22 protein-coding genes are annotated in these 22,939 nt (G+C 61.2%); 8 read left to right on the top strand and 14 right to left on the bottom strand.

Translation table 11 applies throughout. The annotated features are described in order from the left end of the window. Window positions 1-21 precede the first annotated feature (21 nt). Window positions 22-774 carry a TerC family protein gene (locus HX823_RS13920; RefSeq protein WP_038843915.1) on the top strand — a complete coding sequence of 251 codons (753 nt, stop codon included), beginning with the start codon at window positions 22-24 and terminating at the stop codon, window positions 772-774. Between the two features lie 55 nt (window positions 775-829). On the opposite strand, the gene HX823_RS13915 is transcribed toward HX823_RS13920, so the two are convergent. Next, the gene (locus HX823_RS13915) at window positions 830-1,531 is read right to left on the bottom strand and encodes a hypothetical protein (RefSeq protein ID WP_038843914.1); all 702 of its coding nucleotides are present in this window, start codon (window positions 1,529-1,531) and stop codon (window positions 830-832) included. 250 nt (window positions 1,532-1,781) lie between these two features. Here HX823_RS13915 and HX823_RS13910 point away from each other — a divergent pair, with 250 nt between their 5' ends. The 4 genes from HX823_RS13910 to HX823_RS13895 all read left to right on the top strand — a co-directional run bounded on the left by HX823_RS13910 (window position 1,782) and on the right by HX823_RS13895 (window position 5,591). Next, the gene (locus tag HX823_RS13910; protein ID WP_038843913.1) at window positions 1,782-2,480 is read left to right on the top strand and encodes a glutathione S-transferase N-terminal domain-containing protein; all 699 of its coding nucleotides are present in this window, start codon (window positions 1,782-1,784) and stop codon (window positions 2,478-2,480) included. A 3-nt stretch (window positions 2,481-2,483) separates the two neighbouring features. After that, window positions 2,484-3,326: a PhzF family phenazine biosynthesis protein gene (locus tag HX823_RS13905; protein ID WP_177075212.1), complete on the top strand. Its 843-nt coding sequence runs from the start codon at window positions 2,484-2,486 to the stop codon at window positions 3,324-3,326. A gap of 137 nt (window positions 3,327-3,463) precedes the next feature. Then, complete coding sequence (gene hemB, locus HX823_RS13900; RefSeq protein ID WP_016977356.1) at window positions 3,464-4,438, top strand: porphobilinogen synthase; 975 nt, start codon at window positions 3,464-3,466, stop codon at window positions 4,436-4,438. Between the two features lie 67 nt (window positions 4,439-4,505). Beyond that, window positions 4,506-5,591 (top strand): DUF1615 domain-containing protein, encoded by a 1,086-nt coding sequence (locus tag HX823_RS13895; protein ID WP_177075211.1) that lies wholly within the window; start codon window positions 4,506-4,508, stop codon window positions 5,589-5,591. Window positions 5,592-5,689: 98 nt separating this feature from the next. On the opposite strand, the gene HX823_RS13890 is transcribed toward HX823_RS13895, so the two are convergent. Further along, the gene (locus tag HX823_RS13890; protein ID WP_177075210.1) at window positions 5,690-6,529 is read right to left on the bottom strand and encodes a DUF4349 domain-containing protein; all 840 of its coding nucleotides are present in this window, start codon (window positions 6,527-6,529) and stop codon (window positions 5,690-5,692) included. Window positions 6,530-6,678: 149 nt separating this feature from the next. On the opposite strand from HX823_RS13890, the gene HX823_RS13885 reads away from it, so the two are divergent. Further along, entirely contained in the window at window positions 6,679-7,095 is a 417-nt protein-coding gene (locus HX823_RS13885; RefSeq protein WP_033902050.1) for a PaaI family thioesterase, read from the top strand. A 108-nt stretch (window positions 7,096-7,203) separates the two neighbouring features. On the opposite strand, the gene HX823_RS13880 is transcribed toward HX823_RS13885, so the two are convergent. From HX823_RS13880 to HX823_RS13870, 3 genes are read right to left on the bottom strand one after another with little or no spacing between them, the layout of a single operon-like run. Next, complete coding sequence (locus HX823_RS13880) at window positions 7,204-8,385, bottom strand: acetyl-CoA C-acetyltransferase (RefSeq protein WP_177075209.1); 1,182 nt, start codon at window positions 8,383-8,385, stop codon at window positions 7,204-7,206. A gap of 11 nt (window positions 8,386-8,396) precedes the next feature. Then, entirely contained in the window at window positions 8,397-9,056 is a 660-nt protein-coding gene (locus HX823_RS13875; protein WP_003211625.1) for a CoA transferase subunit B, read from the bottom strand. 34 nt (window positions 9,057-9,090) lie between these two features. Then, complete coding sequence (locus HX823_RS13870; RefSeq protein WP_010211319.1) at window positions 9,091-9,789, bottom strand: CoA transferase subunit A; 699 nt, start codon at window positions 9,787-9,789, stop codon at window positions 9,091-9,093. 133 nt (window positions 9,790-9,922) lie between these two features. Here HX823_RS13870 and HX823_RS13865 point away from each other — a divergent pair, with 133 nt between their 5' ends. Beyond that, window positions 9,923-10,828 carry a LysR family transcriptional regulator gene (locus HX823_RS13865; RefSeq protein ID WP_038851306.1) on the top strand — a complete coding sequence of 302 codons (906 nt, stop codon included), beginning with the start codon at window positions 9,923-9,925 and terminating at the stop codon, window positions 10,826-10,828. Window positions 10,829-10,889: 61 nt separating this feature from the next. Here HX823_RS13865 and HX823_RS13860 read toward each other — a convergent pair whose 3' ends face one another. The 6 genes from HX823_RS13860 to HX823_RS13835 form a co-directional block, all read right to left on the bottom strand. Then, window positions 10,890-11,219, bottom strand: a complete 330-nt coding sequence (locus tag HX823_RS13860; protein ID WP_033902055.1) for a hypothetical protein — start codon at window positions 11,217-11,219, stop codon at window positions 10,890-10,892. Between the two features lie 471 nt (window positions 11,220-11,690). Then, window positions 11,691-12,536 carry an NAD-dependent protein deacetylase gene (locus tag HX823_RS13855; protein WP_177075208.1) on the bottom strand — a complete coding sequence of 282 codons (846 nt, stop codon included), beginning with the start codon at window positions 12,534-12,536 and terminating at the stop codon, window positions 11,691-11,693. Between the two features lie 8 nt (window positions 12,537-12,544). After that, on the bottom strand, window positions 12,545-12,985 hold the full coding sequence (locus HX823_RS13850) for a CBS domain-containing protein (RefSeq protein ID WP_016977364.1): 441 nt from the start codon (window positions 12,983-12,985) through the stop codon (window positions 12,545-12,547). Between the two features lie 129 nt (window positions 12,986-13,114). Next, window positions 13,115-15,064, bottom strand: a complete 1,950-nt coding sequence (locus tag HX823_RS13845; protein WP_177075207.1) for a DNA topoisomerase III — start codon at window positions 15,062-15,064, stop codon at window positions 13,115-13,117. Between the two features lie 133 nt (window positions 15,065-15,197). After that, on the bottom strand, window positions 15,198-16,823 hold the full coding sequence (locus tag HX823_RS13840) for an MFS transporter (RefSeq protein WP_033902058.1): 1,626 nt from the start codon (window positions 16,821-16,823) through the stop codon (window positions 15,198-15,200). 65 nt (window positions 16,824-16,888) lie between these two features. Next, window positions 16,889-18,535: a GMC family oxidoreductase gene (locus tag HX823_RS13835; protein ID WP_038851310.1), complete on the bottom strand. Its 1,647-nt coding sequence runs from the start codon at window positions 18,533-18,535 to the stop codon at window positions 16,889-16,891. Window positions 18,536-18,842: 307 nt separating this feature from the next. Here HX823_RS13835 and HX823_RS13830 point away from each other — a divergent pair, with 307 nt between their 5' ends. Then, window positions 18,843-19,733 carry a LysR family transcriptional regulator gene (locus HX823_RS13830; RefSeq protein ID WP_038851312.1) on the top strand — a complete coding sequence of 297 codons (891 nt, stop codon included), beginning with the start codon at window positions 18,843-18,845 and terminating at the stop codon, window positions 19,731-19,733. An 80-nt stretch (window positions 19,734-19,813) separates the two neighbouring features. Here HX823_RS13830 and HX823_RS13825 read toward each other — a convergent pair whose 3' ends face one another. From HX823_RS13825 to HX823_RS13815, 3 genes are read right to left on the bottom strand one after another with little or no spacing between them, the layout of a single operon-like run. Then, window positions 19,814-20,911: a DNA alkylation repair protein gene (locus HX823_RS13825; RefSeq protein WP_177075206.1), complete on the bottom strand. Its 1,098-nt coding sequence runs from the start codon at window positions 20,909-20,911 to the stop codon at window positions 19,814-19,816. Between the two features lie 17 nt (window positions 20,912-20,928). Beyond that, window positions 20,929-22,275, bottom strand: coding sequence for a glutamine synthetase family protein (locus tag HX823_RS13820; protein ID WP_177075205.1), 1,347 nt, complete (start codon window positions 22,273-22,275; stop codon window positions 20,929-20,931). Window positions 22,276-22,286: 11 nt separating this feature from the next. After that, window positions 22,287-22,844, bottom strand: a complete 558-nt coding sequence (locus HX823_RS13815; protein WP_038851316.1) for a helix-turn-helix domain-containing protein — start codon at window positions 22,842-22,844, stop codon at window positions 22,287-22,289. Window positions 22,845-22,939 lie beyond the last annotated feature (95 nt).

The following is a 22,939-nucleotide window of genomic DNA, read 5'->3' as shown; positions in this document are numbered from 1 at the left end:
GAAGAACGTCAGGACTGACCTATGGATTACCTTTTACAACTGGCCGCCAGCCCCACCGCCTGGGTTGCCCTGGCGACCTTGATCGTCATGGAGATCGTGCTGGGCATCGATAACCTGATCTTCATCTCGATCCTCACCAACAAGCTGCCGGAGCAGCATCGGGCCAAGGCTCGACGCATCGGTATCAGCATGGCGTTGGTGTTGCGTCTGGGCCTGTTGAGCACCATCGCGTTCATCGTGCAGTTGACCGCGCCGGTATTCGAAGTGTTTGGCCAGGCGTTCTCGTGGAAGGACATGATCCTGATCGCCGGTGGCCTGTTCCTGGTGTGGAAGGCAACCACCGAGATCCATCACAGCATGGACCCGGAGCCGGAAGAGAAGGAAACCAACGCTGGCAACGTCGTGGCCATCGGTTTTGCCGCGGCCATTGGCCAGATCCTGTTGCTCGACCTGGTGTTCTCCATCGACAGCATCATCACCGCCGTAGGCATGACCGAGCACTTGCCGATCATGATTATCGCCGTCGTGACCTCGGTGATCGTGATGCTGGTGGCCGCTGAGCCGTTGGCCAAGTTCATCAACGACAACCCGACCGTGGTGATGTTGGCCCTGGGCTTCCTGATCATGATCGGTATGACGTTGATTGCCGAAGGCTTCGGCGCCCATGTGCCTAAAGGCTATGTGTACGCAGCCATGGCGTTCTCGGCGGCGATTGAATGTCTGAACATTGCCCGCCGTAACCGTCACAAGCGTTTGCTTGCTGCCCGGCAATAACGGCTGAAACCAAAAGGCCGGCTGCGCTCACCAGAGCCCAGCCGGCCTTTTGCTGTCAGGATTCTGCGCCGAGCTGTGTAGGATCCGGGCAGCTCTCATCGCCGTTGTTCAAGCCTTGCTTGTAGTTGCGGCTCAGCAACGAGGCCTTGCCGTTGTGCCAGGTCAGCGTCAGCACGTAGAGCGTGTCGTAGTCGCTGCCGGACCAGTCGTCGGTAATGGTGTGTTTCTCGCCCGACGCTTCGCTCGCCACCTTGTTGATCAGCTCCGGCAAGTAACCGTGGGACCAGGCGGTGTAGATGGTCGCGTTGTGGTACTTGTCTTCCACCAGTTCGTCAGCCAGGTCACTGGTGTCATTGGCGGAAAACTTGATGTTCACCGGCAGGCCCAGCTTGATGGCGCTGGGGCTGATGGTCATCAGTGGGCGAATGTAGCTGTAGGAATTGTCCAGCTCGCCTTCTTCCACGTTTCGTGTCGGGTTGGCGGCGAAGACGAAGTCGGCCTTGCCGAATTTTTCCGGGAGCAGGGTGGCCAGGTTCATCGCCCGGTTGAGACCCTGGCAATTGAGCTGGCCCAGGCCGCCGGCTGGTTTTTCACCGTGGCGCAGAAACACCAGGGTTTGCACGCCGTCTGCCTGTTCGGCATTGCTGGTGCGCGACTCCAGGGTCAGGCCGATGGCGCCACCTACGAGCAACAGCGGCAACATGATGTATGAATATCGTTTCAGGCGCAGCGCAAGGCACAGAGGCTTGATGGTCATTAGTGTCGAGTCTTCAGTGCATCAGGTTAAGGCGGACAAGCCCGGCCCCAGTGACGCATCCGGCGTCCTGCGGTGTTCCCTGTCGATATAGCGCGTTGCCTCCATTCACCGTTTGAGCGCACTTAAGAGTGCCCGCGGGCCTATTGGTTCGCCCACGCGGGATAATAGCCAGCGGTTGTTGCGTATTGATGACCCATGCAGGACACCGTAGTGATGGCTATCATGGGGACTTTCTGAACAGGGGCTTACGATGAACCCACTCGCCGCTTTCCCGATCAACAGCAAATGGCCCGCCCAGCATCCCGAGCGCCTGCAACTCTACTCGCTGCCGACGCCCAACGGGGTAAAAGTGTCAATCATGCTCGAAGAGCTGGGCCTGCCCTATGAAGCCCACAAAGTCAGCTTTGAGACCCAGGACCAGCTATCGCCCGAGTTCCTGTCCCTGAACCCCAACAACAAGATCCCCGCGATCATCGACCCGAATGGTCCCAGCGGCCAACCGTTGGCGCTGTTCGAGTCCGGTGCGATCCTGATCTACCTGGCGGAAAAAACCAGCCAGTTGCTCTCCGAAGACCCGGCCACCCGCTATGAAACCCTCCAGTGGCTGATGTTCCAGATGGGCGGTATCGGCCCGATGTTTGGCCAGTTGGGGTTCTTCAATAAATTCGCCGGCAAGGCCTACGAAGACAAACGTCCCCGAGACCGTTACGCCGCCGAATCCCGGCGCTTGCTCGACGTGCTGGAGAAACGCCTGCTGGGTCGCACCTGGATCATGGGCGACGAGTACAGCATTGCCGACATCGCGACCTTTCCGTGGATCCGCAACCTGATTGGTTTCTACGAATCCGGCGACCTGGTGGGCATAGCCGACTTCCCCAATGTGCTGCGCGCGCTGGACGGTTTCGTCGCACGGCCGGCAGTGATCCGTGGCCTCAGTATTCCGAGTTGAAGCATGCCGACTTTTGATTTCAAACAGCTGGACGTCTTCAGCCGCGTGGCGCTCAAGGGCAACCCGCTGGCGGTGGTGTTCGGTGCCGACAGCCTGACGGACCAGCAGATGGCGGACTTCGCCAACTGGACCAACCTCAGCGAAACCACGTTCTTGCTGACGCCGCGTGATCCGAAAGCGGACTACCGCGTGCGAATCTTCACCACCTTGAAGGAGCTGCCGTTCGCCGGACACCCGACGCTGGGCAGTTGCCACGCGTGGCTGCAGGCAGGAGGAGTTCCGAAAGGCGAAGAGATCATCCAGGAGTGCGAAATCGGCCTGGTACGGATCCGTCGCCAGGGCGATGAGCTGGCATTTATCGCGCCGCCGTTATTGCGTTCAGGGCCGGTGGAGGCCTCGTTGATCGAGCGCGTGCGCCTGGCGCTGGGCTTGGCGCCGGAAGCCATTGTGCGCAGCCAGTGGGTCGACAACGGCGCGGGCTGGCTTGCGGTAATGCTGTCGGACCGAGATCAAGTGCTGGAGCTTCAACCGGACTATTCGCAACTGCTGGGTTTGGCGGTGGGTGTCATCGCTCCCTGCGATCCCACGCGGGACGATGTGGACGCACAGTTTGAAGTCCGTGCCTTCATCGCGGGTGACGGCGCCCAGGAAGACCCGGCCACCGGCAGCCTGAACGCTGGCGTTGCCCAATGGCTGCTGGCCGAAGGCCTGGCGCCTGAGCGCTATGTGGTCAGCCAGGGCACGGCCATCGGGCGGGCGGGGCGGATTCGCGTCGAACGCCAGGGCGATGAAATCTGGGTGGGCGGCGCCGTGGCGGTGTGTATCGAAGGGCGATTGCAGCTCTAGATCAATGAATTGTTACGTGCAGCGCAATACACTGTTGGCCCCTCGGCGTTTGTGCTGCCGGGGCCAAGGGGCATAAGCTTTCGCCCCAAAGATTTCTGCCTTCTGCCCCCAAGATTTTTGCCTTCTGTAGGAAAACCATGACCAGCCAGTTCCCCCAAGCCCGCCCACGCCGCCTGCGCCGCTCCCCGGAGCTGCGTGGTTTGTTCCAGGAAAGCGAATTCACCCTGAACGACCTGGTGCTGCCGATCTTCGTCGAAGAAGAAATCGACGACTTCGTGCCCATCACCAGCATGCCCGGCGTGCTGCGCATCCCTGAGAAGAAACTGGCCGGCGAGATCGAGCGCTATGCCCGCGCCGGCATCAAGTCGGTGATGACCTTTGGTGTGTCCCATCACTTGGACGCCAGCGGCAGCGACACCTGGAAAGAACGTGGCCTGGTCTCGCGCATGTCCTCGATCATCAAGGACGCCGTGCCGGAGATGATCGTGATGTCCGACACCTGTTTCTGTGAATACACCGACCACGGCCACTGCGGCGTGATGCACGGTGCCCATGTCGACAACGATGCGACCTTGGTCAACCTTGGCAAGCAAGCCGTGGCCGCTGCCCGTGCAGGTGCTGACGTGATTGCGCCGTCGGCAGCGATGGACGGCCAAGTCCAGGCGATCCGCCGCGCCCTGGATGACGCCGGCTTCACCCATATCCCGATCATGGCGTACTCGACCAAATTCGCCTCGGCCCTCTACGGTCCATTCCGCGAAGCGGGCGGCAGCGCGCTCAAGGGCGACCGCAAAAGCTACCAGATGAACCCGATGAACCGCCGCGAAGCCGTGCGCGAATCGTTGCTGGACGAGCAGGAGGGCGCGGACGCGCTGATGGTCAAGCCCGCCGGTGCCTACCTCGACATCATCCGCGACATCCGCGAAGCCTCACGCCTGCCGGTGGCGGCGTATCAGGTGAGCGGCGAGTACGCGATGATCAAGTTCGGCGCCCAGGCGGGTGCGATTGATGAGGATCGTGTGGTGCGCGAGACGTTGGGCTCGATCAAGCGCGCGGGGGCGGACTTGATCTTTACCTATTTCGCGATGGACCTGGCGTTGGCCGGGATCTGACACACTCTGCTGCGGAACTGCCGCTATCCTTGGGCGTCGATAGTTGATCGTCGCTCAAGGATGTCCCATGTATTCAAGTCGCCTGATCCTCTGCCTTGCCACTTTGCTGGTGCTGGCCGGTTGCTCCACCACACGCAACCCGCAACAGCCGGAGCGCAGCGAAGCCGAGGTGAAGGCGCAGATCGTGCGGTTGCTACCCGCCCAGTTGTCTGACCGCAAGGGGTGGGCCCAGGACATCTACACCGCCTTCGATACCCAGAAAATCTACCCCAGCACGGAAAACATCTGCGCGGTGCTGGCGGTCACCGAGCAGGAGTCCACTTACCAAGTGGACCCACCCGTGCCGAATATGGGCAAGATCGCGCAGGATGAAATCCTGCGGCGCGCCGGAAAAGTCCACGTGCCGGCGTTTGTGGTCCGCAGCGCACTGCAACTGCGTTCGCCCACCGGCAAGACTTACGCCGATCGCCTGGGCGCTGCACGCACGGAAAAAGACCTGAGCGGCATCTTCGATGACTTCATCAGCATGGTGCCCCTGGGCAAGACCCTGTTTGGTGGCTTCAACCCGGTGCATACCGCAGGGCCGATGCAGGTGAGTATCGACTTCGCGCAGAAACAGGCGCGGGGTTACCCCTACACGGTGGACGGCAGCATTCGCCGCGAAGTGTTCACCCGCCGGGGCGGCATGTATTTCGGCATCGCGCATTTGCTCGGTTACCCGGTGAATTATGACCAGCCGTTGTACCGCTTTGCCGACTTCAATGCTGGCTGGTACGCCAGCCGCAATGCCGCGTTCCAGGCTGCCGTCAGCCGTGCCTCGGGCACCGACCTGGCGCTGGATGGGGATTTGATTCGTTACGGTTCACTGCTGCCGGGCACTACCGAGCTGGCGGTGCGTTCGTTGGGCGCGAAGCTGGACATGCGCAACCCCAGCATCCGCAGCCAACTGGAGCAGGGCGAGCAACTGGATTTCGAGAACACCACGCTCTACAACCGCGTGTTTGCCCTGGCCGACAAGGCGGCGGGCAAGCCTATGCCACGGGCGATCCTGCCGGGCATCGTGCTCAAGAGCCCCAAGATCACCCGCAACCTCACCACCGCCTGGTTCGCCAAGCGGGTGGATGAACGTTATCAGCGGTGCATGAAGCGCTGATCAGCTTTGTGGTGAGCGGGCTTGCACCCGCGTTGGGGTGCGTAGCACCCCCCAATCAAATACAACGCGGTGTATCACGCCTCCCTCGGTGAATCGTTCTAGGGCTGCTTCGCACCCCCGCGCGGGGCTAGCCCGTTCACCACAGGGCGGCTCTTCACAACAAAGCGGCGCCACAACCACACCCACAACCATACCACCGGAAACGCCAGGATCACGAACGGCAGCACATAGGCCGAGCGCTCCAGGGCGTCGGCAGTGCCGTCTACCAGGTTATCGCTCAAGTTGCTGAACATGCGGCTGAACCTCGACTGCTGGTTCGCACCATCAGAGGAGCTGAAATTCAGGGTCACACGGTTGGTGTCGAGGCGGCGTTGCTGACCGGCGGCGACCTGCGCCAGTTCCTGCAGCTCGTTTTCAATGCCCGCCTGTTCCTTGCTCAGGGCAATCAGGTCGCTGACGGTGATGTCCTTGCGCTTGGCCAGCTCGTCGAGGCGTTGTTGCTGGGCTTGCAGGCGGTCCTGGCGACGGCGCACATCGGCAACGGCATCGGCCAGGTCTTCGGCGGTGGTGATGCGCTGGCCGAGTTTGCCACCTTCGGCGGCCATCGCGACCATTGGCTCCACGCCGGTCGGCGCGATGCGCAGGATGATCTGGCCGCCGCTGTCGTTTTCGGTGATACCGAGGATATTGCAGGCGCCAAAGCGCGCGGTTTCGCAGGCTTCGCGAGTGGCCTGCATGCGCGGCGCAAGCAGGGCGCCGGGCAGGGCCAGGCTCAGTTCATGCTCATAAGCCAGTTGTGCGCCGGCGCGGCTTTGTTCACCGTTGATCACCCGCGCACGGGAGTGGTCACTGGGCGAGCAGCCGACCAACGCCAGGCCGGCCAGCAGCATCAAAAAGGGGGCACGAAGTGGCTGGGATTTGCCGTCCAGGTGGCGCATTGCAGTTCCTTGAAGGGGTCGATGCGGCGATTAAAGCGGGTCTGGTGGATTAACGCAAAGCATCGCGCGGGATTTGCGCGGTGGATGGTAATGGCCGTTGCCAGCGGCCAGGCGTACATCTCAATCTTCACACCAGGGAAGAATCCGCCATGATCGCTCACGCCGTGCCTGAAGGTTTTGTTTCGCTGCCCCGCAGCAGTCCGTTGCTGGACCTGCTCGGCCCGGCCTATTGCCGAGGGGAGGGCCTGCAACTGGAGATCGGCCTGCGCGCCGACAATCGCCACGCCAATGGACGCGGCACCGTGCATGGCGGGGTGTTGGCGACCCTGGCGGATATCGGCATGGGCTATGCGATGGCGTTTTCCAGTGAGCCGCCGCTGCCGTTGATTACCGCAAGTATGACCTTGGATTACCTGGGGGCGGTGCAGGTGGGGGAGTGGATTGTGGTGCGCTTGGAGCATCACAAACGGGGGCGGCAGATGGCGTTTGCCACGGTGAGCTTGCAGGTGGGGGAGAAGGTGGTGGCGCGGGCGAATGCGGTGTTTGCGGTGCCGCAACCTCAGTGAAAACCATAAAGAAAAGGCCTGGTTTTCGTGGAACCAGGCCTTTTCGGTGTTGCTCTTCAATGCAGGGCTACTGTGCAGTCCGGCGCGGGACAAGTCCGCTCACTACAATCAGCTGCGTTCGAGTGCCAGCGCGACGCCCTGGCCGCCACCGATGCACAGCGTTGCCAGGCCTTTCTTGGCATCACGCTTGATCATTTCATGCAGCAGGGTCACCAGCACGCGGCAGCCTGAGGCGCCGATCGGGTGCCCGATGGCGATGGCGCCACCGTTGACGTTGACCTTCTCTGCATCCCACTCCAGTTCTTTGCCCACCGCCAGAGATTGCGCGGCGAAGGCTTCGTTGGCTTCGATCAGGTCCAGGTCGCCCAGGCTCCAGCCGGCTTTGTCCAGGCAGCGACGAGTTGCGGAGACCGGGCCAATGCCCATGATGGCTGGGTCGACGCCCGCGTTGGCGTAACTGGCGATACGCGCCAGCACCGGCAGGCCGAGGGCCTTGGCTTTGTCGGCGCTCATCAGCAGTACCGCAGCGGCGCCGTCGTTGAGGCTGGAGGCGTTGCCGGCGGTGACACTGCCGTCTTTCTTGAACGCCGGTTTCAGTTTGGCCAGGGACTCGGCAGTGGTGCCGGCGCGAGGCTGTTCATCCACGGCGAAGGCCACTGGATCGCCTTTACGCTGGGGAATCAGGATCGGGGTGATCTCATCGACAAAGCGGCCCGCTTCGATAGCGGCGGCAGCTTTTTGCTGGGACGCCGCAGCGAACGCGTCCTGGGCTTCACGGCTGATGCCGTACTTGTCCACCAGGTTCTCGGCGGTGATGCCCATGTGGTAGTCGTTGAACGCATCCCACAGGCCGTCGGTGATCATGCTGTCGATCATCTTGGCGTGGCCCATGCGCAAACCGGTGCGCGCAGCGGGGAGTACGTACGGGGCCAGGCTCATGTTTTCCATGCCGCCGGCGATGATCACCTCGGCGTCGCCGCAACGGATGGCCTGGGCGCCCAGGTGCAGGGCCTTGAGGCCCGAGCCGCAGACTTTGTTGAGGGTCAGGCTCGGCACGGTGTGGGGCAGGCCGGCGAGGATCGAAGCCTGGCGCGCCGGGTTCTGGCCTGAGCCTGCGGTGAGTACCTGGCCGAGGATCACTTCATCCACTTGGGCTGGGTCGAGGCCGGTCTGTTCCAACAGGCGACGGATCACGGCAGCGCCCAGTTCCGGTGCCGGAATGTTCGCCAGCGAACCCTGGAAGCTGCCCACGGCGGTGCGGGTGGCAGCAACTATCACGACGTCTTGCATGGGATCTGTCCTCACTGGAAGTGCATTTCTGGAACGTGGTCCGGGACGATCAGTTTACCGGCGGTCTTGCTCACAATCTCTTCAACGCTGACGCCAGGTGCGCGTTCCTTGAGGACAAAAGCGCCATTTTCGATTTCCAGGTAGGCCAGGTCGGTCAATACACGCTTGATGCAGTTGGCACCGGTCAGCGGCAGGCTGCACTGGCTGAGCAACTTGGATTCACCATCCTTGGACGCGTGGGTCATGATCACGATGATGTTTTCCGCACCGGCCACCAGGTCCATGGCGCCGCCCATGCCTTTGACCAGCTTGCCGGGGATCATCCACGAGGCGATGTTGCCTTGTACGTCCACCTCAAACGCGCCAAGCACAGTGAGGTCAACGTGGCCGCCCCGGATCATCGCGAAAGACTCGGCGGAGGAGAAGATCGAGGCGCCGATGCGTGCTGTCACGGTTTGTTTACCGGCGTTGATCATGTCGGCATCAATGGTTTCTTCGGTAGGAAACGGTCCCATGCCGAGCAGGCCGTTTTCCGATTGCAGCATCACTTCCATGCCTTCGGGGATGTAGTTGGCCACCAGGGTCGGAATGCCGATGCCGAGGTTGACGTAGAAGCCGTCCTGCATTTCGCGGGCGACGCGTTGAGCCATTTGTTCGCGGGTAAGAGCCATTTCAGGTGTCCTTATTGTTCGGGCTGGAGGCGGATTATTTGCGTACGGTGCGCTGTTCGATGCGCTTCTCGAACGTGCCGCAGATGATCCGGTCGACGTAGATGCCAGGAGTGTGGATCTGCGCCGGGTCCAGCTCGCCCGGTTCGACGATTTCTTCGACTTCGACCACGGTGATCTTGCCGGCGGTGGCGGCCAGTGGGTTGAAATTCTGGGCGGTGTGGCGATAGATAACGTTGCCGAAATGATCGGCTTTCCAGCCTTTGACGATGGCGAAGTCGCCGGTGATGGATTCTTCCATCAGGTACGGACGACCGTTGAACTCGCGGGTTTCCTTGCCTTCGGCCACCGGAGTGCCGACGCCGGTTGCGGTGAAGAAGGCCGGGATACCCGCACCGCCAGCGCGCATTTTTTCGGCCAGGGTGCCTTGGGGCGTCAGTACTACTTCGATTTCGCCGCTGAGCAATTGCTTCTCGAACAGGGCGTTTTCACCGACGTAGGAAGCGATCACCTTGCTGATCTGTTTTTCTTCCAGCAACACGCCCAGGCCGAAACCGTCGACGCCACAGTTGTTGGAAACCACGGTCAGGTCGCGGGTGCCTTTGCGCTTGATCTCGGCGATGAGGTTTTCCGGAATACCGCACAGGCCGAAACCGCCGGAGAGTACGGTCATACCGTCTTCCAGGCCTGCCAGTGCTTCCTCGTAGGACGCCACGCGTTTATCGAAACCTGCCATATGCACCTCTTTTATTGTTTGTGGGCCAGCCAATGAACCGAGTGTTGCTCCGGCTGATTGATTTGTTAAGTTGTTTTTTAAGGTTGATTGATTTAAAAAACAGCATAGTCGCCCGACCGTTTGGAGTAGCGTCATGACCGTTAAACAGATGCGCGCGTTTCTCGCCGTGGCCCAGAGCCTGAGTTTTGCCGCCGCCTGCGAGCGCCTGCACCTCTCCCAATCGGCGCTGAGCCTGACCATCAAGGGTCTGGAAGAAGGCCTGGGCGGGCGCCTGTTCAGCCGCAATACCCGCAACGTTGCCCTGACGCCCGAAGGCGAGTCCTTGCTGCCCCTGGCGCGCCGGCTGATTGCTGATTGGGACAATGCCGAAGACGAACTGCGCCAGCGATTCACACTGCAACGTGGTCGAGTCACTGTGGCAGCGATGCCGTCTTTTGCGGGCAACCTGCTGCCACCGATCCTGAAGATATTCCGCGCACGTTACCCGCAGGTGAATGTGACCGTGCATGACTTGATCAATGAGCAGGTGCTGGAGATGGTGCGCGACCGGCAGGTGGAGTTGGGCGTAGCGTTTGAGCCTGCCGAAGGTTCATCACTGGCGTTTACGCCGTTGTACCTCGACCGCTTCATCGCCGTGGTACCGGGCGATTCGCCGTTGGCAAACTGTGCCGAGATCGATTGGAAAACCTTGCTGGAACAACCGTTCATCACCTTGCAACGGCCGTCTACGGTACGGGTGATGTTGGAAGAGCACTTGGGCGCGCTACAGATGAAGCTGCCGGTAGCCCTGGAAAGCCATCAGTTGGCAACGGTGGGCAAGATGGTGGCGAGTGGCTTGGGTGTCAGCGCGGTACCGGCGTTGTGCGCAAGGCAGATGGAAGAGGCGGGCGCGCACTGCATCACCTTGAGCGATCCGGTGATCGAACGGCCGATTGGTGTGCTGACCAAGCCGGGGCATGAACTCTCGGCAGCGGCGCAGGTATTGTTTGATATTTTCCGGGATGAAGCGACAAAGGGGCGGTTTCCGGCATTGTTATAACTCAGGCATTAAAAAGCCCGCTTGAATGAACAAGCGGGCTTAAATATTTAATGCGCTGTTATCAGCAGTATCTATCAATCACTTTAACGTGCGATTGGCCTTTGAGGTTCTGCCATTCGGTATTAAGTGTGTGGAAAACCTGCTCGATAAAGTTGCGATCGGCGGCGGCTTTCTTGCCGACATAACCCTGGCCCCGACGGTAAACCCTCAGGCGTGCCGCCAGTTCACGGTGATTGCGGTCGAACTCAGCCTCTTCGGTATTGGGCTCCAGGCAGTCAAGTTGCACTTCGCCCGATTTGCCAATCCACAGGATATGGTCGTCGAGTGTGTCTTTCTGCGCTGCGAACATCTCAGCCAATTCATCGATAGTTGGTTGGTTGTTCAGATTCATGTGTAAGCCCCTTGACCAGTTGGCGATCTATCAGTTGGTTCGTTAAAACATCTTTAGTTGTCTCCGGTTGCGAAAACCGGGCGTCAGCGACTGTCTGCCGAATACGGGCAGGGTCTTGAACCTGATGCATGTAGTCTTGCTGATGAACTGCTACGCAATGCTTTCATAACGAAGACAAGCCGCATTTGAGCGCCTTGTACCGAGCCCTTCGGGCCGGTCAGCTTCATCAATCCGCCTTGTGGGCAGTGCACATCCGGAAAAAACAGCTCGGCGGTCAGACGAGCTTGTTCAAAACGCTTGTTGCCAACGCTCCCGATCCGGGAGACGTCTCGATAATGCAAGGACAAAAAGGTTACGTCAACGGTTATGTAGTGATTATTTTTGATCACTACATAAATCGCCGTGGGGACGGGAGCATGCGGGAAAACGTGACTTGGGCGTCATTTTCTGGAGGTGTAGGTCAGGCAGATATCAGGCCAGTCGCTCTGTCAGCAAGGGCAACAATCGCTCACACTCGGCTTCGATCTTCACCTGAAACAGCTCATCCCCTCGGGTCTTGCCCAAGTTGATGGCAATGACGGGTTTGCCCTGTTCGACCATGGCCTTGCACAGGCGGAACGCCGAGTAGGCCATCAGCGACGAGCCCACCACCAGCAACCCCTCGGCATGCTCTACCGCAGCCATCGCCCTGGCCGCTGTTGCTGGCGCTACATTTTCGCCAAAAAACACGACATCCGGTTTCAAGCGCTCGCCATTGCAGTGGGGGCAGCGCGGGACCTGGAAATGTTCTTCAAAGGCGGGGTCAAGCAAGGTGTCGCCATCCGGCGCCTGCACCGCGTGGACTTGCGACAGATAGGGGTTGTCTATTTCCATCTGCCGCTGGACCGCCTCACGCGGGCTGAGCAACTGGCAATCCAGGCACAGCACCCGGTGCAGGCTGCCGTGCAGTTCAATGACGTCGTGGCTGCCGGCTTGATCGTGAAGGGTGTCGACGTTCTGGGTGATCAACCCGCTGATGCGCTCGCGTTGTTGCAGCATCGCCAACGCCAGGTGCGCCTTGTTCGGTTGCGCAATGCGAACCCTCGGCCACCCCAGCATCGCTCGCGCCCAGTAACGGCGCCGCGCCTGCGGGGTGGCGAGGAATTCCTGGTACATCATTGGCGCCTTGCCCCGACGCACGCCTTCGCTGTCGCGGTAATCGGGAATGCCCGACGAGGTGCTGATCCCTGCACCGGTCAACACCAGAAAGCGCCGTTCGGCCATGGCCCGGTGCAGGGTGTCGAGGTGGTCCTCTTGATGTTCCAGCGTGTCGAGCATGGGTTCCCCTATTCGCCGCGGATGTACTGCTCCAGCTGTTTGATCAGGTCAGCCTGGTCGGCAATGGCTTCTTTCACCAAGTCACCGATCGAGAGCAGGCCCAACAGTTTGCCGTCTTCCACCACCGGCAGGTGGCGCAGGTGACTGTCGGTCATGATGTTCATGCACTCATCGACCTTTTTATGGGTGTCGACGGTGATCACCGGGGAACTCATCACCTCATGCACCTTCGTGGTGACCGACGAAAGCCCCTTGAGCATGATTTTGCGGGCGTAATCACGTTCGCTGATGATGCCTACCACCACGCCATCCTGGACGACCGGCAAGGCCCCGACGTTTTTCTCCGACATCCGGACCAGTGCTTCAAACACGGTGTGGTCGTGTTTGATGACATGGACTTCCTGGTTTTTCTGGTCCTTGGCTTTGAGCACTTGTGCAACGGTTTTCATGGCGGCCACTCCGGTTTTTGTTAGTTAGTCAGGCTCCCCCTACAGAATCCTAGACGGCCCGCGCGGCGGCAAGGTCCAAAGCGGCGCTAAACCCGTCGAAAAACGTCATTCGCCGGATTTTTTCGGGTTTTACCCCGCAGCTGTCGGCTTTTTCGCCCGTTTTGGGCTGGCTGCTGTCTTGCGCGGCGCGCTCTTGCGCTTCTTTTTCCATGGCGCGGCGCCGGGTCCTGCCGGACTGGCCGGGCCGCTGATGGTCATGCGCAGGCCATTGCAACGCGCCACCTGCTTGCTCATCCAGGCCGCCTGTTTGGCGACGAATTCTTCCAGGCTCATTTCGCCGCTTTGCACCATGTCCAGCGCCTGCTCCCAGATCGCCGTGGTGCCAGGGTCCGCGATGGCGCGGGGCACGGCGTCGATCAGGCTGAACGCTGCCGGGGTGGCCGACAGCGCCTTGCCGTTTTTCACCAGGTAGCCACGGTCCAGCAGGCCCTGGATGATGCCGGCACGGGTGGCTTCGGTGCCGATGCCGGTGGTGTCCTTGAGCTTTTGCTTGAGCAGCGGGTCTTCCACCAGCTTGGCGACGTTTTTCATCGCTTTGATCAGGTCGCCTTCGGTAAAGGGCTTGGGCGGTTGGGTCCACAGGTCCTTGAGGTTGACCTTGGCCACCGCGTAATCCCGGCCCTGCACCAATGCCGGCAACGCTTGTGGGGCTGGTGCTTCGCGGCCTTTTGCTGGCGCGAGGGCTTCGGGCAGGGCACGTTTCCAGCCCGGTTCGATGACCACTTTGCCCACTGCGCGCAACGCTTGGCCTGCGCACTCGAAGTCCGCCTGGGTGCGATCGTATTCGTGGTTGGGCAGGAACTGCGCCAGGTAGCGCGCACGAATCAACGTGTACACCGCACGGTGCTTGCCGGTGAGTTGCCCTACATCTTTGCCGGCGCCGGTCGGGATGATGCCGTGGTGGGCGCTGACCTTGGCGTCATTCCACGCCCGCGAGCGACGCTGCGGGTCGATATGCGCCATCAATTCGTTCACCGCACTATCGGCGCGCGCGATGGCAGCAAGAATCTTCGGCGCGTCGCTGTGCTGGCTCAGAGGCAGGTAGCCGCAATCACTACGAGGGTAGGTGATGACTTTATGGGTTTCATATAGCGACTGGGCGATATCCAGGGTTTCTTGGGCACCAAGGCCGAGCTTCTTGGAGCAGATTTCTTGCAGGGTGCCGAGATCGAATGGCAGGGGCGCGACTTCACGCATGCGTTCGGTACGCAGTTTTACCAGCCGCGCGGTGGCGGCGTTGCGCATGGCGTCGGCGGCGTCTCGCGCCAGTTGCGGGTTGAGGCAGCGGCCCTGGTCATCACAGGCATCCTCGGCCGCGCGCCATTGGGCGGTGAAGGTCATGGCGTTGTGGTGTAGGTCGACATCGATGGCCCAGTACGCCACCGGCACAAAATCGGCAATGCTGCGGTCGCGGTCCACCACCAGGCGCAAGGTCGGCGTTTGCACCCGACCCACAGGCAATACGCCCTGATAACCGGATTGGCGCCCCAGCAAGGTAAACAGGCGACTCATGTTCATGCCGATCAGCCAGTCGGCGCGGGAACGGCCCAGGGCCGAGTGATACAGGCTGAAGGTCTCGGCGCCTGGCTTGAGGGCGGCCAGGGCCTTGCGGATGGAGGCGTCGTCCAGCGCCGACAGCCACAGCCGTTGGATCGGCCCACGATAGCGGCAATGCTCCACCAGCTCACGCGCGATCATCTCGCCTTCGCGGTCGGCGTCGGTGGCGATCACCAGTTCCTGGGCTTCCCCCAGCAAACGCTTGACCGCCTTGAACTGGCTGGCGGTCTTGGGCTTGACGCGCATCTTCCATTTTTCCGGGACGATGGGCAGGTCGGCCAGCACCCAGCGCTTGTACTTCTCGTCGTAGGCGTCAGGCGGGGCGGTTTCCAGCAGGTGGCCGATGCACCAGGTGACCGTGACGCCATTGCCCAGCCAGCAGCCATCGCCCCGGCGACTGGCACCGAGTACGGCCGCAATATCCTTGGCCTGGGAAGGTTTTTCACAGAGGTACAGCCGCATGCTCAGCCCGTTCGTTACACCGTCGAATGGAGAGCAGGATGGGCAAAAGAAGGGATTTGATCAACCATTATCTGGATGGATATACAGCAATTTGTGTGCGCCCCCGTCCGGTAAGGGAAGGGGGCGCCTTCAGTCAGTTGTTATCAATATCCACATGCCGCGTTTCTTTGAGGCAGAACAGCCCCACGATCAGGCTCACCCCGGTCACCACCACCGGATACCACAGGCCGTAGAAGATATCGCCGGTGTACACCACCAAGGCGAACGACACGGTCGGCAGGAACCCGCCAAACCAGCCGTTGCCGATGTGGTAAGGCAGGGACATGGAGGTATAGCGAATGCGGGTCGGGAACAATTCCACCATCAACGCGGCCAGCGGGCCGTAGCACATGGCGGCGATCAGGATCAGCGCCACGATCAGCACCACCACCATGGTCTTGTTGACTTGGGCCACATCCGCCGAAGACGGATAACCGGCCAGGGTCACGGCGCCGCGCAGGGCTTTTTCGTCAAACCCGTCGATCCGCACGTCGCCCACGCTTACCTGCACCGGGCTGCCGGCCGGTGCGGCGGCGCTGCTGTAGGGCAGGCCCTGCTTGACCAGGAAGGTCTTGACCTTGTCGCACGGGCTGTCGAATTTGGCCTTGCCCACCGGGTCGAACTGGAAGGTGCAGGTGGCCGGGTCGGCCAGCACGGTGATTGGGGCCTGGTTGCTGGCCTGGTCCATCGCCGGGTTGGTGTAGTGCGCCAGGCTCTTGAAGATCGGGAAGTACAGCGCGGTGGCCAGCAGCAGGCCGAGCATCAGTACCGGCTTACGCCCCACCTTATCCGACAGCCAGCCAAAGAAGATAAAGAACGGTGCGCCGATTACCACGCTGATGATCAACAGCATGTTGGCCAGGGCCGGGTCCATTTTCAGGAACTGGGTGAGGAAGAACAGCACATAGAACTGCGCCGCGTAGAAGGTCACCGCCTGGCCGCCGTTGATGCTGAACAGCGCGATCAGCACGATCTTGAGGTTTTCCCATTTGCCGAACGAATCGCGGATCGGCGACTTGCTGGCCTTGCCTTCCTCTTTCATTTTCAGGAACGCTGGCGACTCATGCAGGCTCATGCGGATCCAGGTGGAAATACCCAGCAGCACAATGGAGAACAGGAACGGAATACGCCAGCCCCACACTTCGAACTGGTCACCGGTGAAGTAACGGCATGCCAACACCACCAGCAGTGACAGCAGCAGGCCGAGGGTCGCGGTGGATTGAATCCAGCTGGTGTGGAAGCCGCGTTTGCCGGCGGGCGCATGTTCCGCCACGTAGGTTGCTGCGCCGCCGTATTCACCGCCCAGCGCCAGGCCTTGCAGCATGCGCAGCACGATCAGGATGATCGGCGCCGCAATGCCGATGCTCGCGTAAGTCGGCAACAGCCCGACACAGAAGGTCGCCACGCCCATCAAGATGATGGTGACGAGGAAGGTGTATTTGCGCCCGATCATGTCGCCCAGGCGGCCAAACACCAGCGCGCCGAACGGCCGCACCACAAAGCCGGCCGCAAAGGCCATCAAGGCAAAGATGAACGCCGTGGTGTCGTTGACCCCGGCAAAGAACTGCTTGCTGATCACCGCCGCGAGGGCGCCATAGAGGAAAAAGTCATACCACTCGAACACCGTCCCCAGGGACGAGGCGAAGATGACCTTCTTTGAGTCGTTGCGGGTAACGGCGCTGTTGACCGCCGAGCCCAGGGGTTGAGCATGTTCTGACATCGGGTAGCCCTCACAGTGATTATTTATTGTTGTTCCACTGTCGGCGCCAGGTCTGGCGCCGCTATTCAGATTGCATGAACCAGTTCTTTCTCCGGGGCGAGACTCCTTGTGTTCGGCGAAAGGATCAGCTGCGCGGCCTTTTCCGCGATCATCAGCGTCGGTGAACAGGTATTGCCGGACGTGATGCGCGGCATGACCGACGCATCGGCAATGCGCAAGCCCGGCACGCCATGCACCCGCAGTTGCGCATCCACCACCGCGTCTTTATCGCTGCCCATGCGGCAGGTGCCGACCGGATGGAAGATGGTCGTACCGATGCGCGCGGCGGCTTCGTGCAACTCGTCTTCGGTTTGCAGGGAATCGCCCGGCAGATATTCCACCGGTTTGAACTGGCTGAGGGCGGGTGCGGCAACAATGCGGCGTGTCAGGCGGATCGCGTCGGCGGCTACGCGCAAGTCTTCTGGGTGGCTCAGGTAATTGGGGCGGATCAGCGGTGCATCCGCCGGGTTGGCTGAGCGAATGTCGATTCGCCCCCGGCTTTGCGGGCGCAAGTCGCAGACCGATGCGGTAAACGCCGGGAATGCGTGCAGCGGCTCGCCAAAGCGCTCAAGTGACAGCGGCTGCACGTGGTATTCGAGGTTGGCCGAGGTCTGTTCCGGACCCGAGCGGGCAAATGCGCCGAGCTGGCTGGGCGCCATCGACAATGGGCCGCTGCGGTCATACAGGTAGCGCAGGCCCATGCCCATCTTGCCCCATAGCGTACCGGCGATCTGGTTGAGGGTGCGTGCGTTTTCCAGTTTGTAGATCAGCCGCAGTTGCAGGTGGTCCTGCAGGTTGCCGCCGACGCCCGGCAGTTCGTGCAGCACGTCGATGCCCAAGGGTTTGAGCACACTGGACGGACCGATTCCCGAACGCTGCAAAATGCCCGGTGAGCCCACGGAGCCGGCGCACAGCACGATTTCCTTGCGTGCCTTCCAGCTCATCTGCTGGCCCTGCTGGCGCCCGATCACCTGGGAGGCGCGGCCGTTCTCCAGCAGTACGCGGTCGACTTCCACTTCGGTCATCACCGTGAGGTTGGGGCGCTGACGGATAGGCTTGAGAAACGCCTTGGCCGCATTCCAGCGCACGCCGGCCTTCTGGTTGACCTGGAAGTAGCCGCAGCCTTCGTTGTCGCCCGTGTTGAAGTCGTTGAGGGTGGCAATGCCGCTTTGCGCTGCCGCATCACGGAAGGCATCGAGGATCGGCCAGTGCAGGCGCTGCTGTTCGACGCGCCATTCGCCACCGTCGCTGTGGAACTCCGAGCCGCCGGCAAAATGGTTTTCGCTTTGCTTGAACAGGGGCAGCACGTCTTTCCAGGCCCAGCCTGCGTTGCCTTCTGCCGCCCAGCCGTCGTAATCCTGGGCCTGGCCGCGCATGTAGATCATGCCGTTGATGGACGAGCAGCCGCCCAGCACCTTGCCCCGTGGGTAACTCAACGCACGGCCTTGCAGGCCTTCTTGGGCTTCGGTCTTGAAACACCAGTCGGTGCGTGGGTTGCCGATGCAGAACAGGTAGCCGACGGGAATGTGGATCCAGGGGTAGTTGTCGCGGCCGCCGGCTTCAAGCAGCAGCACGCGGTGAGCGGGGTTGGCGGACAGTCGATTGGCCAGCAGGCAGCCCGCGGGGCCGGCACCTACGACGATGTAATCGTATTCAGCAGTTGCAATGGGCATCTGAAGGTCTCGCTTGTTTTTCTTATGCGTTCCATCCTAGTTGTTAGTTTTCGTCTTAAAAATGTTAGTTTTTACCCAGCTGCTGTGCGTTTTTAAACAGCGTGACCCTTTGACTTTGCTCTATGTGGTGAGCGAGCTTGCTCGCGCTGGGGCGCGAAGCGGCCCCCTTGCCTACAAACGCGGTTTTTCAGATGCAACGAGGCTTCCGGTTTTGGGGCTGCTGCGCAGCCCAGCGCGAGCAAGCTCGCTCACCACAGGTACCGGGCACGACTTTAGTCAGTATTTATGTCCATCGGAGGGAGGCGTCATGTTCGACTGGAATGACCTGCGGTACTTTCTGGAGCTGCAGCGCAGCGGCCGCCTGCTCACCGCCGCGCAACGCCTGAAAACCACCCACGCCACTGTGGCCCGGCATATCGAGGCGATCGAGAAAAGCCTCGGCACTGCGCTGTTCGTGCAGCATGCCCAGGGCTACGAGTTGACGCCCGCTGGCGAAGCCCTGCTCAAGCACGCCGAAGCCATGGAAAACGTCGCGCTGCTGGCCGAAGACGAACTGACCCACTCCGCCGCGCCCCTGGGCAAGATCCGCCTCGGCGTGGCCGAAGGCTTGGGCGTGATGTTCCTGGCCAGTCGCATGGGCGGACTGTTTGACCGCTACCCCGGGCTGGAAGTGGAACTGGTGGCGGTGCCGCGCTTTGTCAGCATCCTCAACCGCGAAGCGGAGATCAGCATCCACCTTGAACGCCCCAGCGTCGACCAACTGGTCACGCGCAAACTCACCGACTACCGCCTGGCCCTCTACGCCAGCCGTGCCTACCTGGAGCGCAACCCACCGATCGAGAAACGCGAAGACCTCGCCGCGCACGCGTGGATCGATTATGTAGACGACTTGCTGTTCAGCCAGGAACTCAAGTTCCTTAGCAGCTTCTGCCGCAACCCCAAGGTGGTGTTCCACAGCACCAGCGTGATCGCCCAGCACCAGGCAGCGCGCTCCGGGTTGGGGATTGCGGTGTTGCCGTGCTTTATGGCGTCGGGCGATCCGGACTTGGTGCCGTTGCTGCCGGGGGAGGGGATCCAGCGCAGCTACTGGATCAGTTCGCGCCGGGAGTTGCACAAATCGGTGCGGCTGCGGGTGTTGTGGGATTACGTGGTGGAGTTGTGCGCGCGCGAGCAAAGGTTGTTGCTCGGCGAGATCTGACTGACCGTAACCGGATTAAAACTGTGGGAGCGAGCAAGCCCGCTCCCACATTTGGAACTGTGCAGGTTTACTCAATCGAGTCAGGCGCGCAATTCGAACTCCGCGCTGCCTAGCCGATCCCCATTCACCAACACGTGCACCACATGCCGTCCGGGATAGTGCTTGCGCGTGGTCAGTTCGCGGATATGTTGCTCACGTCGGATGCTGTGAAGTTCGCCAGCGCCGAGGGTAAACGCCTTGAGCTTGAACACCTTTGCGGCACTGTGGCCGGCGCTTTTCACGTAGTCGATGGCGTAGTCCACCACCAGTTTCTGTGGCGCGGCAGAGGTGGACTCCAGGCTGAAGGACAGGTTGATGCGTTCGCCCAGGTTGATCACCGCCGGCGTGACCTGTAGGTGGTGGATCTTCACCTGGGCTTTGGCGCCGGCGCCCATGATCGTCAGCGCACGGGTGTTGCCTTGCTTGATCAGGCTGCGCAGGGCGTGGCGGGCGATCCAGGCGGTGTGAGGGTTCTCCAGGTTCCAGCCTTCGATCAGGCTGAGCACCCAGTCCGGGTGGTCCTTGGTGATGTCGTTGAGGTGGTTGGCCACTGACTTGCGCACATAGAGGCTGCTGTCGGCCTTGAGGTTGTCGAGGATCGACGCGCACAGCTCGGGGTTGGCCTGCACCTGTGCCAGGCGGAATGACCAAGGCAGGCGCGGACGCGAACCTTCGCTGGCCAGGCGGCGCACGTGTTCGTTGTCATCCAGTGACCAGGTTTGCATCACCGCCAATGTGCGCTGGAAGTCGTGCTGCAAAAAGTGGCGGATGGCGAATTCGGCGGAGCCAAAGGTGGTGAAGTATTTAAGAGCAGCCATGGAGCGCTTGAAGTCGTGCAACCCGTAACTTGCCACGAAATGCGGCAGGAACAGGCTGACGAACGCGCTGTTCAAGCGTGGGGCCAACGCGTAAAGCACCTTTAGGGTTTGCGGGTAATCCAGCGGGATCACCGCATGCAGGCTCTCGCTGACCCGCGCCATGCGCTGCATCACCGACAACTCGGCCAACCCGGCCTTGGCGTGCTTGAGGAAGCCCTTGGCGTCGAACGCCGGGTACACCGCCGTCATCTCGGTAGCGATATGGTGGAGGCGTTCGACATTGAAAATTTCCTTCAGCGCCGGGGCAGCTTGTTCGGTCATCGATGATTCCTGGGCGGTTAGAGAAACCAGCGGTATTCCCGCGCGTTGATCTCTTGTTGAAAGGCCAGGTGGTCCTGGCGTTTGTTTTCGCAGTACACGTCGACAAATTCGGCGCCCAGCTTATCGCGCAATACCGCTTGATGCTGCATGGTGCGCACGGCGTCGAGCATGTCCAGGGGGAAGTCGGTGCCGCTGCTGCGGTCCTCGTTCAGCGGGGCGATGGGTTCGCGCTTGGCTTCCAGGCCGTGCTCCAGGCCGACTAGGATCGCCGCCAGCACCAGGTACGGGTTGGCATCGGCACTGGCCAGGCGGTGCTCGATGCGCAGGTTGCGTGGGTCGGACTCGGGAATGCGCACGCACGCGTCACGGTCTTCAAAGCCCCAGCTGGCGCGGGTGGCGGCGTTGACCGTACCGCCCAGGCGGCGGAAGGCGTTGTGGTTCGGCGAGAAGATCGGCATGCAGTGGGGCAGCAACTCCAGGCAGCCGGCCACGGCATGCCGCAACGGTTGCTGCTGGTGCGCCGCCAGCAGGTTATTGCCCGCGCCATCATACAGGCTGACATGCACATGCATGCCACTGCCGGGGTATTGCAGGTACGGCTTGGCCATGAAGCTGGCGCGGTAACCGTGCTTGAGCGCCACGCCACGGGTGCTGCGGCAGAACAGGGCGGCCCAGTCGGCGGCGCGCAGGCCGTCATCGAGGTGACCGAAGTTGATCTCGAACTGGCCGGGGCCGATCTCGGCAGTGATCACCGTGATATCGATGCCTTGGTCCTTGGCGGTGTGCGCCATGTCATCCAGCACTTCGCTGAAGCGTGACAGCCGTTCGATATGCAGGTTGGGCTGGTCGTCGGCGTCATCGCTCAGTGGGTCGCGGGCGAATTGCGGCAGGCCGTTGTCGAGTTTTTTGTCGAACAGGTAGAACTCCAGTTCGAACGCCACCACCGGGTGGATGCCCTTGTGGTGCAGGCGCTCCAGCACCTTGGCCAGCACTTCGCGGGGTTCGAATTCGATGGGCGCTTCGGTGCCGTCCGAGGTGATCAGCATCTGGCCCAGGGGTTGCGACTCCCAGCTCACCGGCTTGAGCGTGCCTGGCACCAGGCGGCGGTTGGCATCCGGGTCGCCGTCGTTGAAGCAGTAGTCACCGATCTTGAACAGGCCACCCTGGGCCCCCAGCAACACTGCGTTTTGCGGTAGTTTCAACGGGCTGCCGGCTGCGACTTTTTCCAGCATCTCCACCGGGTAGCGCTTGCCGTAGAAATGCCCGGGAATGTCCAGGGCGATCAGGTCGACGTAACGCACGTCGGGGTGGTTCTGGCGAAAGGTCCGGACTTCGGCCAGTAGGGAGGCAGGATGGCTTTTCACGGGTGTAGCTCCTAGTTGTAAACCCACAGCACGCGGGCGGGCAGGTCAGTCAGGTTGGCGTAGCGGCAATGGGCGAAGCTGGCCAAGTGGAAACTGTCGCCAGGGCCGAGGGTGACCGAATCGGCCTCACCTTCAACCCACAAGGTCAACTCGCCTTCCAGCACAAAACCGGCCTGTTCGGCACGGTCGCTCATGGTTTGTTCACCGCTGTTGGCACCTGGCGCCAACAGGCTGTCGAGCATCGAAAAGGCGCCGTTCATGCTCGGCGACACGAGGATGTCGGTGATGCCATTGGCGTAATACACCGTGCGCCGCTCGTTAGGGCGGGTGATCCAGTCCACGGCCTTGGGTTTGGGCTGGCTGTAGAAATACGTGGTGGGCACGTCGAGGGCGTGGCTGATAGCGGTCAAGTCCGCCACGGTCGGCCGCGACAGGCCGCGCTCGACCTGGGACAGGAAGCCCACGGAACGCTCGATCTTATGCGCGAGCTGGGCGAGGGTGAGCTTCTTGTGCTTGCGCAGGTCGTGGATCAGCGCGGCGAGGGTGGCAAGTTCTTCTTGAGGTGTCATGAAATTTATTTCGATAAATTTCATGAAAAATTACAGGATTTATTTCACGGAGGCAACGAGGTATCTGCCATTGCTGAATCCCCTGTGGCGAGGGA

Source organism: Pseudomonas sp. P7759 (assembly GCF_013386445.1).
Classification (GTDB): domain Bacteria; phylum Pseudomonadota; class Gammaproteobacteria; order Pseudomonadales; family Pseudomonadaceae; genus Aquipseudomonas; species Aquipseudomonas azotoformans_A.
Note: the sequence above shows the minus strand (reverse complement) of the source record. Positions and strands in the feature narration are given on the sequence as shown.

Coding starts and splice junctions, on each gene's coding strand:
- HX823_RS13920 (WP_038843915.1), top strand. CDS start 22: ATGGATTACCTTTTACAACTGGCCGCCAGCCCCACCGCCTGGGTTGCC.
- HX823_RS13915 (WP_038843914.1), bottom strand. CDS start 1,531: ATGACCATCAAGCCTCTGTGCCTTGCGCTGCGCCTGAAACGATATTCA.
- HX823_RS13910 (WP_038843913.1), top strand. CDS start 1,782: ATGAACCCACTCGCCGCTTTCCCGATCAACAGCAAATGGCCCGCCCAG.
- HX823_RS13905 (WP_177075212.1), top strand. CDS start 2,484: ATGCCGACTTTTGATTTCAAACAGCTGGACGTCTTCAGCCGCGTGGCG.
- hemB (WP_016977356.1), top strand. CDS start 3,464: ATGACCAGCCAGTTCCCCCAAGCCCGCCCACGCCGCCTGCGCCGCTCC.
- HX823_RS13895 (WP_177075211.1), top strand. CDS start 4,506: ATGTATTCAAGTCGCCTGATCCTCTGCCTTGCCACTTTGCTGGTGCTG.
- HX823_RS13890 (WP_177075210.1), bottom strand. CDS start 6,529: ATGCGCCACCTGGACGGCAAATCCCAGCCACTTCGTGCCCCCTTTTTG.
- HX823_RS13885 (WP_033902050.1), top strand. CDS start 6,679: ATGATCGCTCACGCCGTGCCTGAAGGTTTTGTTTCGCTGCCCCGCAGC.
- HX823_RS13880 (WP_177075209.1), bottom strand. CDS start 8,385: ATGCAAGACGTCGTGATAGTTGCTGCCACCCGCACCGCCGTGGGCAGC.
- HX823_RS13875 (WP_003211625.1), bottom strand. CDS start 9,056: ATGGCTCTTACCCGCGAACAAATGGCTCAACGCGTCGCCCGCGAAATG.
- HX823_RS13870 (WP_010211319.1), bottom strand. CDS start 9,789: ATGGCAGGTTTCGATAAACGCGTGGCGTCCTACGAGGAAGCACTGGCA.
- HX823_RS13865 (WP_038851306.1), top strand. CDS start 9,923: ATGACCGTTAAACAGATGCGCGCGTTTCTCGCCGTGGCCCAGAGCCTG.
- HX823_RS13860 (WP_033902055.1), bottom strand. CDS start 11,219: ATGAATCTGAACAACCAACCAACTATCGATGAATTGGCTGAGATGTTC.
- HX823_RS13855 (WP_177075208.1), bottom strand. CDS start 12,536: ATGCTCGACACGCTGGAACATCAAGAGGACCACCTCGACACCCTGCAC.
- HX823_RS13850 (WP_016977364.1), bottom strand. CDS start 12,985: ATGAAAACCGTTGCACAAGTGCTCAAAGCCAAGGACCAGAAAAACCAG.
- HX823_RS13845 (WP_177075207.1), bottom strand. CDS start 15,064: ATGCGGCTGTACCTCTGTGAAAAACCTTCCCAGGCCAAGGATATTGCG.
- HX823_RS13840 (WP_033902058.1), bottom strand. CDS start 16,823: ATGTCAGAACATGCTCAACCCCTGGGCTCGGCGGTCAACAGCGCCGTT.
- HX823_RS13835 (WP_038851310.1), bottom strand. CDS start 18,535: ATGCCCATTGCAACTGCTGAATACGATTACATCGTCGTAGGTGCCGGC.
- HX823_RS13830 (WP_038851312.1), top strand. CDS start 18,843: ATGTTCGACTGGAATGACCTGCGGTACTTTCTGGAGCTGCAGCGCAGC.
- HX823_RS13825 (WP_177075206.1), bottom strand. CDS start 20,911: ATGACCGAACAAGCTGCCCCGGCGCTGAAGGAAATTTTCAATGTCGAA.
- HX823_RS13815 (WP_038851316.1), bottom strand. CDS start 22,844: ATGACACCTCAAGAAGAACTTGCCACCCTCGCCGCGCTGATCCACGAC.